The 11,121-nt window shown below is 44.7% G+C and carries 9 protein-coding genes and 1 tRNA gene; 9 read left to right on the forward strand and 1 reads right to left on the reverse strand.

The window, feature by feature from the left end:
- Positions 1 to 378: 378 nt before the first annotated feature.
- On the reverse strand, positions 379 to 765 hold the full coding sequence (locus IID12_07630) for a hypothetical protein (protein ID MCH8288960.1): 387 nt from the start codon (positions 763 to 765) through the stop codon (positions 379 to 381).
- 187 nt (positions 766 to 952) lie between these two features.
- On the opposite strand from IID12_07630, the gene eno reads away from it, so the two are divergent.
- The 9 genes from eno to IID12_07675 all read left to right on the forward strand — a co-directional run bounded on the left by eno (position 953) and on the right by IID12_07675 (position 11,040).
- Positions 953 to 2,236, forward strand: a complete 1,284-nt coding sequence (gene eno / locus IID12_07635; protein ID MCH8288961.1) for a phosphopyruvate hydratase — start codon at positions 953 to 955, stop codon at positions 2,234 to 2,236.
- Positions 2,237 to 2,275: 39 nt separating this feature from the next.
- Positions 2,276 to 2,614, forward strand: coding sequence for a septum formation initiator family protein (locus tag IID12_07640; protein MCH8288962.1), 339 nt, complete (start codon positions 2,276 to 2,278; stop codon positions 2,612 to 2,614).
- On the forward strand, positions 2,529 to 4,481 hold the full coding sequence (locus tag IID12_07645) for a hypothetical protein (protein MCH8288963.1): 1,953 nt from the start codon (positions 2,529 to 2,531) through the stop codon (positions 4,479 to 4,481). Before IID12_07640 ends, IID12_07645 begins: the two co-directional genes overlap by 86 nt.
- Entirely contained in the window at positions 4,478 to 5,332 is an 855-nt protein-coding gene (locus IID12_07650) for a hypothetical protein (protein ID MCH8288964.1), read from the forward strand. The genes IID12_07645 and IID12_07650 overlap by 4 nt, the downstream gene beginning before the upstream one ends.
- On the forward strand, positions 5,329 to 7,230 hold the full coding sequence (locus IID12_07655) for a hypothetical protein (GenBank protein MCH8288965.1): 1,902 nt from the start codon (positions 5,329 to 5,331) through the stop codon (positions 7,228 to 7,230). The genes IID12_07650 and IID12_07655 overlap by 4 nt, the downstream gene beginning before the upstream one ends.
- On the forward strand, positions 7,214 to 8,776 hold the full coding sequence (locus IID12_07660; GenBank protein ID MCH8288966.1) for an N-acetylmuramoyl-L-alanine amidase: 1,563 nt from the start codon (positions 7,214 to 7,216) through the stop codon (positions 8,774 to 8,776). The genes IID12_07655 and IID12_07660 overlap by 17 nt, the downstream gene beginning before the upstream one ends.
- Positions 8,773 to 9,600: a glutamate racemase gene (locus tag IID12_07665; protein MCH8288967.1), complete on the forward strand. Its 828-nt coding sequence runs from the start codon at positions 8,773 to 8,775 to the stop codon at positions 9,598 to 9,600. The genes IID12_07660 and IID12_07665 overlap by 4 nt, the downstream gene beginning before the upstream one ends.
- 18 nt (positions 9,601 to 9,618) lie before the next feature.
- Positions 9,619 to 10,917, forward strand: coding sequence for a bifunctional folylpolyglutamate synthase/dihydrofolate synthase (locus IID12_07670; protein MCH8288968.1), 1,299 nt, complete (start codon positions 9,619 to 9,621; stop codon positions 10,915 to 10,917).
- Positions 10,918 to 10,967: 50 nt separating this feature from the next.
- Positions 10,968 to 11,040, forward strand: a tRNA-Lys gene (locus tag IID12_07675).
- The last annotated feature ends 81 nt before the right edge of the window (positions 11,041 to 11,121 follow it).

Below are 11,121 nucleotides of genomic sequence, written 5' to 3' on the forward strand. Positions count from 1 at the left end.
TTTTATGATGAAAGCTTCAAAGAAAAATCTTCAACTGAGAATGCGATCCAACTCACATGAAACAGGAGACTTTCACGATTTGAGAGTAAGGACGCTTTGGAATACATCAACAGTGAGTTATCGGAGTGCTCCAACGGAGTTCTTCGTGGCCCTCGGAACATCAACTGTGTTGATGCGGCATCCGGCAGCCGCCGGAAGCACTCCTATAGAAAGCCGTTGTCATTCCGAGGAGTCCGCCAGCTGGCGGACGACGGAGGAATCTCAGTCGGACTCAGAATGACAGTTGATATTAATATTTGTGTCACCCGATTCAAATATGAGAAAAAGAGCAGATTCTATCTGCCCTTTTCTTTCCGGTGAATATCAGCAAAGATTATCTTAAGGAACCTTAATACTGAAAGTGTGGCTGTGTCCCGTATTATCCGGGGTAGAAGTTTTTATGATAGTTTTGCCCGCTGCCAAGTTCTCATAATCTGTCTGAGTCAATACGATCTGATGGGTGTGGCCTGAAGCGGACGTGGTAAGCGTAATGTCATTGGAAGGCGGGTCGTTGACATTTGTCAGTGATATAGTAACGGTATGCGTGTGACTCGGTCCGTATTGCGAAGATGCTTCTGACGAAGGTACCTGGAATGTGCTTGAACCGCCGTTATTCCCTGAATCGCCATATGAATCACCAGAAGGATCGCTGCATCCTATTTCGGTTATTATCAGCGGCATAGAGAACAACGCGCCGGCTTTTACGAAAAAAGTTCTTCTCTCCATGATTATTATCCTTTGATTTTACGCGGCTGAATATCATCCAAATCTACTGCGTAGATTCCTAATGTCAAGCACTTTGGAGGCATATTGATTGATGTGTCACTTAAGTGCTTCGATTGACTCTCTAACCACTCAGGTATATATTCATCGTGGACATATTTTAATAACCTACTTAGTGGGATTTAATTATTTGACACGCATAAAAGACGTCACTGCCCTTGAAGTGTTGGATTCGAGGGGAAATCCCACACTCTCTGTCGAAGTGGTCCTGGAAAACGGAGCAAGCGGTATATCAATGGTGCCGTCGGGCGCATCTACCGGGGAACACGAAGCTTTAGAGCTCAGGGATAACGATCCCGCAAGATATTTTGGGAAGGGAGTTCTCTCCGCCGTCGATAATGTGAATAATATAATAGCCCCGGAAATAATAGGATCGGATGCTCTCGATCAAAAAGCTGTCGACCGCAAGATGATAGAACTCGACGGGACGGAGAATAAGAGTAAACTCGGCGCCAACAGCATTTTAGGCGTATCGATGGCGGTGTGCAAGGCTGCTGCCGTCGCAGAGAATCTTCCCCTTTACAGATACTTAGGGGATGACGGAGAATTTGTTCTCCCTGTTCCGATGATGAACATTCTCAACGGCGGGCAGCATGCGGACAACAACGTCGATATTCAGGAATTTATGATATATCCGGCGGGAGCAGAATCATTTTCCGAGGCGTTAAGGATGGGAGTGGAAACGTTCCATCTCCTCAAAAAAGAACTATCTTCTAAGGGTCTCGCTACGTCCGTCGGCGATGAAGGTGGATTTGCTCCAAACCTGAAGTCGAATGAGGAGGCGATAGAGATCATTCTCGAGGCGGCGGAAAAAACGGGGCACGGAGTAGGAAAAAACCTTTTTCTTGCCATCGACTCTGCGGCAACTTCCTTTTATGATGCGGGCGAAGGGAAATATAAACTTGAATCAGAAGAAAGAAAATTGGGTACAGACGAGCTGATTGATTATTACGAAGACTTAACGGAAAAATATCCTATAATTTCATTGGAAGACGGATTACAGGAGAACGACTGGAGCGGATGGGCAGCATTGAACGAGAAACTCGGGGATAAAATTCAAATCGTCGGTGATGATCTGCTTGTAACGAATAAAAAGAAGCTGAGCCGTGCGATTGAAGAAAAATCGTGCAATTCGATACTGATAAAACTCAATCAGATAGGGACTGTTACGGAGACACTCGAGACTATCGAGATGGCGAAAAAGAATGGATTTACCTATCTGATTTCACATCGTTCCGGTGAGACCGAAGATACGATGATAGCTGATCTGGCCGTTGCTACCGGTTCCGGGCAGATAAAAACAGGCTCAGCCTCACGATCGGATAGGATAGCCAAGTATAACAGGCTTCTCCGGATCGAGAGCGAATTGGGCAGCGACGCTAAATTCATAGGACTTGCAGCTGTCAAGAATTAACATAGGAAGATTCAAATTGCTTCGGGAGGATCGAGAATTTTGAACAAAAGCGGGACATCAAGGCTCGATATCGGCAGAGTATTCGGCGCTCTTAAAAAGGTTTTTCTTCTCGTAGTGGCTGTTTTCATTCTCGGCGCATTCCTGTTCAACAACAGAGGGCTGGTCCCATGGTATAAATACGCAATGGAAAGAGAGCGAATCGAAACCGAACTCGATTCATTAAAAGCTGAAGAGGTGCGCCTGAGGAATGAGATTGAAAAGCTTAAATACGCACCCGAATACTTAGAAAAGCTTGCCCGGGAAAAATACGGTATGGCAAAAGAAGGAGAGAAGGTTTATAAGATCATCCCTGAGGAGGAAGATAAAAAGCAGGAGTAAAAAGATTTACTTCAAATCAAAAGGTGCGGGTTTAATAGTTCGATTTGCTGTTATCAGCCTATTCTCACAATCTCTATATGCGCAAACTCAATCACCCGGCGGTTTTGCACTGAGCATACCCGATTCAAATTCAATATCTTATTCACTGAGGAATAACACCAGTGTCTGGAAATTAGGAGTCAGCCGGAAGGGACGGTTCGGGTCCGGCATATATAAATTCACGGAATATATTGAAACAACCCGTCTTGAATTCTCAAGAGGGGAGCCTCGCTGGAAAGATGATCAAAAAATAAAGATAGAATTTGAGCTCCCCGTGTCGAGATCGCTGATGATGTCGGCAAACGCATATTCAAGTGTGTTTAAGGATCGGCATACGGGCCTTTTTAACGACTCACAGACCAATTATTTCCAATTAGGGGTAAAGAACAAACCGCTGAAATTAACAACTATGCAATTCATGGGTGGACCGATATGGGATTCGAGAAGGGAACAAAGCGACACCGGATATAGATTCGCGTCTACACTCCGAAGCCGAAGGCTGAATTCTAAAAGCTGGAACGGAGAGGTAAACGCAGCTATTTACGGTGAGAGACTTCAAGCCCGTGAAAACGAAATGAGAAGGGTGAATCTGAAGTATTCCCGAAAATTTTACGAGGCAACCACCGATTCGTTCTTCGCCAATTTGAGAGATAAAAGGCAGGATTATTACATCAGCGAAAGCGGAGATATAGAAACAAGAACTGAAAGCTCCAACAGATTCGGTAACTACCTGCGCTATAGGTTATCGGATGATATAAAAATGAGGTGGTCGATCAGAGTAAATTTTCGAGAAACTACGATTCAATCACCAAGGAAAGAGGTCGGTGACGTAAAGAGGAGGCGCAGAGATGAATCAACGGAAAATCTTGTTACGCTCTCATTGAACAAAACCAATTATGACGTAAGGTTAAATGCAGGGTTCAGAAGCTCATTACAAAAATATACGATAACAACAGCAGATCCGGGAACTAACGTTCCCCTCTTATCGCCCGACAACGAAGCAGACTTGCTGACTCTCTCTTCTCTACTCAACATCTATCCCAGCGACAGGGATTCGTTGGGATTTCGAATATCGTCCAGCCGCATGAGATACGATACACCCGATACGAACAATTTTGATGACAGGGATGAGTTGAGAGTTCTAATTGAATCGGGATATTCCCACGAGTTTACAAATGATTTCCGATTCAGCATAAAGAGTTCGGTAAATATCGATCATATCGTATATCTGTTCGGAGAACGGAGCGCGGATAATCACTGGAACAGAGTATTTTTAATCTCTTCCGATGTAACCGCCAAATTATCTCCACGGCTGCAGACCAAGCAATCATTCGGTGTGCTGGCTAATTACTATGACTATGATTACGATGACAGGATATTCCCTGTCAGGTCGCTGGTACTGAGGAATTTTATTTATACCCAGTCGACAAATATAAAACTGAGGAGAAGGCTGAATTTTCAACTCTCCTCGAGATTTGAATTAGAAGAAGACGGAAAACTTAACTGGGGGAAATTCCTTGAACAGCGAGTTGCAGAGAGAAGGATCACTTCCATTGATGCAAAGATAGTTTACAGACATTCTAAAAAATCTCTTCTTTCGATCGGGTTGTCACGTTCAACAAGGTCGGAATCAAGATTTACGAGCATAGAAGACAAAGGCATCAGAAGTGAAGAATTAGTAGGCTTTGGTCCTGTATTCCGGATATTATACACTCCGCGAATTAACCGAACATTCACTGTCACGGGAAAGATTCAGAGGGTTGAAAACTTGGCGGGGGCGGTTTATTATACAAAATTTGTAAAACTGGTCGGCTCTTTGCTGCTGTGAGATACAGGAATAAAGCTATCTCCATCATAAGCAATCCGGGATTGTTTATACTCCTGATCCTTCCTGTTTGGATTTTTCCCGTGAACGGGGCAAGCGGGGCTTTCGAAGAACGGTTTATCCCGCCAAGGGCATTGGCTATGGGCGGAGTTTATTCTGTGCTGTCAACAGGAGAATCCGCTCTTTTTGGGAACGTTGCGAGCCTCTCCTTTGTCGAGAGGGTTCGGGTTGACGTGCAATATGCGCGTCCGTTCGGTCTTAAAGAGCTCGCACAATCGGGTCTGACAGTTGCAATACCGAACCGGAGGGTGAGTTTCGGGTTCGGGATATCGAGATTCGGATTTTCGGCTTATGAGGAGAAACTTATAACAGCGGGATTCTCCAAAAAGATACTCGAACAGATTTCCGCGGGCATTGCGCTGCGTTACATGTCAGTTGCGATAACGGGATACGGAGCTGCAAGCGTAATAGGATTGGACGCCGGTATTTTGATAAAAATGACAGAGAGTCTTAATTTCGCTCTGGTTGCGAAGAACATAAATTCTCCAAAAGTTATGTCTAATGAAGAACCTGTCTCTCCGAACATTAAAATCGGCTTTTCCTATTCACCTCACAATAGTGTCGTACTGGTCGGTGAATTGCAGAAGGAAAGAGATTTCGATAAGACAATACGATTAGGCGCTGAATTGGAACTCATTAAGGGTCAATATTTACGATTCGGATTATCGAATAATCCATCGAGCTTTTCCATGGGGTTCGGTCTGAGTATGAACGGTGCTGATATAAACTTTTCCGCCGTTACGCATCAATACCTCGATCTGAGCCAGAGCTTATCATTCGGCTACCTGTTTTGAGCGTAACAGTGTACCGCTGGACAGTGATTTGCATTCCTTTCTGGTTTTCGTTGGCAACAGCGCAAGTGGTTGATTATGAAAAATATATCGAACTCGATGTCGAGCTGGACGGAACTACGGATTTAATCGATTACTTAGAAGTTCTGAGCACTTTTCCGCTGAACTTGAGTGATGAGTCTCTAAAGGGGTTGCGCAATAATCCCTTGATCGAACCTGCAACTCTGATAGCGATAAAAAAGTACAAGCAAAGCGGAAAGACCTTTCAAAGCGTTAAAGATATACATGCTCTGAGTCTCGGGAAAGAACAGGAAGCGTTGTTGATAAGGATGTCGGCTTTGGATCGCAGCAACGCCGGATCGGACAGGTATATCCTGAGGAGCCGCACGATTCGCAAGTCACCCGAAAATGACTTTCCCGATTCTCCCTTTAAGGTTTATACGAGGGGCAGTTTTGTTTTGAAGGGAGGGATTACGGGGGGAATGACTATGGAGAGAGACCCGGGAGAGGAAGATTTCAATGATTATTTTTCATTTTATCTGGCTGATAGAAGGAGTGATGGAAGCTACTCGAGAATCCTGGGTGATTACTCTATAGAAGCCGGGCAGGGTCTCGTATTCTGGCAGAACGGGCCGATCAGGAGAAACGGAGCCCCGATGCTTTCTACAAGAAGAAAGGCAAGAGGCATTATACCATACAGGTCCGCGGTGGAATCGAGAAGTTTAAGGGGTGCAGCCGGTATTTGGCAGTTCGGTGATATGGACATATTATTGTTCGCCTCTATTAGAGACAAAGACGCTGCCCTCTCAGATTCAGGAGAGGTTTTGAACTTTCGGGAAAGCGGTTTGCATAGGACGGATGGAGAATTGGAAGGTAAGAATCTCGTTAATGAAAAAGTTTTCGGAATCAGGAACAGCTGGAACAGTGAATATATACGAATAGGCGCCAATCTGGCGTCGGTGTCATTTGATATACCCGTCAACCCCGAAGATAAACCGGAAAAAATCAATAATTTTTCGGGAACGAAAAACAGAGTTTACAGCGCTGATTACGAGATCGAATTTAAGGAGATATCTCTTTTTGGTGAAATGGCAAACACGGGAAATGAGAAATCGGCTCAAGTTCATGGAATGAGGGCTGAATATGAACAGTTTTCTATCGGTATCGTCTTCCGTGATTATGACGACGGGTTCATCGGTGTGAGAGGAAACCCATTTGGCGGAGCAGATAACGAGAGGGGTGTTTATACGGCGGTAAGGTTAAAACTCGGAGCGAACACCACTCTTTCAGGATACAGGGATTTATATAAAAAACATTGGATCACTTCAACAGCATTATCGCCGAGCAGAACAGAAGATTACGGCATAGAACTGAGTCGGCGAATATTCGTGCGGCATTCGGCGAGTCTGAGGTTTTGGGGTTCTAACTCCGGAAAGAATGAAGTCGTTGAGGATAAATATGAAATTGAAAGGCGCCTGCTCACCGAGAAAGAGAGATCGAGAACCCGTTTGAAGTTCCGGTTTGCACTGTCACCGGGATTTTCTCTCGGTTGGAGATTCGACATGGCTTCGTCAAAAGTGAATTCGGTGAATGAAAGAGGTTATGCTCTAACGGCTAACGCAGACATAAACATGAATAAGAGAAGGGATATCAATTTGTCAGCGACAATTTTCGATACGGAATCATTTGCATCAAGAATTTACGTTTACGAAAGAGACCTTCCCGGAGTGCTGAGAAACATCCCGGTGTATCACAGGGGATATCGGATTATGGTTCTTGCAAGGGAAAAATTTAACGCTTATTTTTCCACCTCTATTAAACTTGAGAGATATTTAAGGCGACAGGGAACAAATGAGACTTCTGAATCAAGGATAGGAATCCAGATTGATATTTCTATTTAAACGACTGCCCCGTTCTATACTGATTCTGATGCTCCTATCAGGCTCACCTTACGCTTCTGAAATTAAAGTAGTTTTTTCAAATGACGCTGGAAGAATCGAGAGTCTCCGAACTATAGAAAAAGGAAACATTTCCTTCGTAAGCGCGATCGGAATCGCTAATCTCCTCGAAGCGCGTACTTTTTATTCAGATTCTAAAAACAAAATGGACATTAAGTTCAAGAAGTGGCGCCTAAAACTCTCGGCGTATAGTTCGTTTGCGCTGCTTGAAAGTCTGAGCGGTGATCATGAATCAGATAAAATTTTACATTTCCCTGTTCCTGCGTTACCCTCTGAAAATGATATATATGTTCCGTTGATTCCGTTAATGGAAATCCTGGACGGAGTGATGTCCGAAAAGATTGAATTTGATGAAATATCAAACGTCCTTAAAATTAAAACAGCTATCGAAAATATAACCGGTGTGAGTATTCAGAAGAAGGCGAACGGGACGCTTATCAAGCTCGCAACAACGCGTGAATTTCCGCTTGATTCGTACCGGGCATGGATAAATCGCGATCTGGGTTGGCTCTATCTGACGGTTGTTAACGGAGTCACCGATTCAATTGCGATTGCCCGAACCAAGCCTGCAGGCGTTGTTCAAAAGGTTATTCCAGTCCAGATGGAAGAAGCCGCGCAGATTTCATTCAAGTTGTCCGGAGAGGTCGAGAATCCGGAAATATACCAGACGACAGACCCGCACCAGATAGTAATATCCCTGCGTACACCCGAAAGAATCAGCAGAAAGCAGGTCGAAGAGGACTTGCTGAAAGACAGCGAAAGATGGCTTATAGACGCCATAGTTCTTGATGCGGGACACGGTGGAAAAGATCCCGGCTCAATCGGCCCGACAGGATTAAAAGAAAAAGATATAGCTCTCGACATTGTGAAGAGAATAGGCAGGCTCCTCGAAAAAAAACTAGGAGTGAACGTCGTATACACCCGCGATGAAGACGTTTTTGTGTCGCTCGAAGAGAGGGGAAAGATAGCTAACAGGAACGAAGGGAAATTATTTATCAGTATTCACCTGAACGATTTTCCCAAAAACCGGAAAGTAAACGGATTCGAAGTTTATATTCTCAGACCGGGCAAAACTGAAAGCGCTATAAAAGTGGCTGAAAGAGAAAATTCAGTGCTGAGATTTGAAGAAAAGGAGAGCGCTGAAAGATATATAAAGTTTGCGAACGAAAAGCTGATATTGGCGTCACTCGCTCAAGCCGCTTTCATGCATGAATCGGAAGATTTTGCCGGTATTCTCGTCAAAGAATTACAGAAAAAGATCTCCTCGCCGAGCAGAGGAGTGAAACAAGCCGGATTTTACGTTTTGGTAGGAGCTTCTATGCCGCATGCATACATTGAGGCGGGATTTATCTCTAACCGGAAAGAGGAAAAAAACTTGAAATCTTCCAAACATCGGCAGAAAATAGCGGAAGCGATTTACGAGGGTATTCGGAAGTTTAAAAGAAAATACGAGCAACTAATAATTTCAGCAAACAGCAGGTCAGGTTGAACGACAGTCCGATAGGAATTTTCGATTCAGGTATAGGGGGATTAACGGTTGTACGCGAAGTCACCAAATTGCTGCCGGGCGAGAAGATCGTCTATTTCGGTGATACGGCGAGGGTACCGTACGGGTCGAAGAGTCCGAATGTAGTACGTGAGTTTTCGATGCAGGATGCGTTGTTTCTTGATGGGAAGAGCGTAAAATCGATTGTAGTGGCGTGCAATACTGCCTCGGCGGAGTCTATAGACCTGCTGCGAAGTGAATTCGATATTCCGGTTATCGGAGTGATAGAACCGGGTGCCCGGACGGCTGCGGAATCCACGAAAAAGGGGATCGTCGGAGTCATAGGAACTTATGGAACGGTTGCCTCCGGCGCATATACAGAGGCAGTGCATGCGGTTGACCCATCGATAAAAGTAGAATCGGTTGCCTGCCCGCTTTTTGTTCCTCTCGTGGAAGAAGGCTGGCAGGATAAGCAGGTAACTAAAAAAATCGCTGAAGAGTATCTTTCGGTATTGATCGAAAAAGGGATCGATACTCTTATTCTCGGATGCACACATTATCCGGTGTTAAAACCGGTGCTTCAGGAAGTGGTTGGAGACGGGGTTAATCTTATAGATTCCGCGGTAGCGACCGCTGCTGAACTGAGCCGGATTCTAAAAGAAAATAATTTGGAATCTCCGGCCGATCAGAAGGAAACCGAGCACGAATTTTTCGTTTCCGATCTTCCATATAAGTTTAAAGAGACAGCTGAACGATTTTTAGGTAAGGAGCTGCCTGATGTGGAGTTGGTCCCGCTCGAACTGTTAGAATCCGGTTTAAAGATATAGCACGAAATTCACACCCAATTGCGTACGTCTGAATACGATAAAACTCTCTATTATCTGTTCGGCCTTAGAACTTTCGGAATTCATCTCGGGCTTGAAGTCCCAAAGTTATTAGCGGCGAAAGTCGGAAACCCACAGAAGCATTATCCGGCGGTACATATAGCCGGAACGAACGGGAAGGGTACTACGGCAGCGCTTATTGAATCCGCTCTGCGTGAAAAGGGTTTAAAAACCGGATTGTACACATCGCCGCATCTCGTGAATTTCAATGAGAGGATAAGAGTGAACGGGACGCCGATAGAAGACGAGGTAATCATGGAATACGCGGATTATCTGAAAGATTCTGTAGATAAGAACGGCGCTTCGTTTTTTGAAGCAACGACCGTGATAGCGCTGAAATATTTCGCGGACATGGAAGTAGATATAGTTGTGGCGGAAGCGGGATTGGGAGCCAGATTGGACACTACCATGCTCGTGGAACCTGTTGTCTCAGCGATTACTTCCATCGATCTCGATCATACTAAATATCTTGGTGAAACCGTGGAAGAGATTGCGGCGGAAAAAGTACACGTAATGCGGCGGGGGATACCGTGTATCGTAGGAAATAATTCTCGAACCGTATTCAATATATTCGATGAATTCGCGAGAAAATCTAAAAGCGAATATAAAAAAGCCTCGGACCTCTGCTCAATACCGGATATTGTTTACGGGGAAGGAGATGTAAAAGTTGAAGCACAGTTTAAGGATAGATCGATAACGGACTTGTCCGTACCGTTGATGGGTGTCCATCAGCGTGAAAACATTCAAACTTCTCTGGCTGTTATTGATACGATCCCGGACATTTCAATCTCCGATGAGCAGATAAAAAGAGGATTCGGTAAAGTTTCTTTCAGAGGCAGAATGGAAATAGTGTCGGAGGAACCATCGGTGATTTACGATGTGGCGCATAACCCTTCAGCGGTAAAGAGCCTGATCGAATCGGTCCAGCTGCATTATCCGGATAGGAAAATAACAGGACTCCTCGCTTTACTTAAGGGAAAAGACTATGAGGGAATATTAAATGAACTTGTACGCCGGGTCGAATTTCTCGTCTGCGCTGAGATACCCGGTCACGATTCCGTATCTTCCGAGACTCTTGCAGACAGCGGAAAAGCTCTGGGAATAGATACAAAATCTCTACCGGGATTTGAGGAAGCCATAAAGCGGGGCTCGGCGGAACTGAACGAAAAGAGTTTGCTTCTCATCTTCGGTTCGCATTACGTCGCCGAAACGGTGTATGATAACTTTCATTTACCTCATCCGTATGAAGTAGAAGCCTGAATAAACAGGTTGACAAGGCGATAAAGCCTATTTATTTTTGCCTGAATAACGCTCCCGTAGCTCAACTGGCAGAGCAGCGGACTCTTAATCCGTTGGTTGTAGGTTCGATTCCTACCGGGAGTACTAGTAAAAGCCTTATCAATTGTTCGGCGTCAGATGAAAGTGGACAGTTTGGGTGTGATTCTTTAGAGACACTTTTCATAA

Source organism: Candidatus Neomarinimicrobiota bacterium (assembly GCA_022567655.1).
Lineage (GTDB): Bacteria > Fidelibacterota > SORT01 > SORT01 > SORT01 > JADFGO01.

What these genes read in the sequence shown, in the direction of transcription:
- IID12_07630 (MCH8288960.1), bottom strand. Translation starts at nt 765, where the DNA reads ATGGAGAGAAGAACTTTTTTCGTAAAAGCCGGCGCGTTGTTCTCTATG.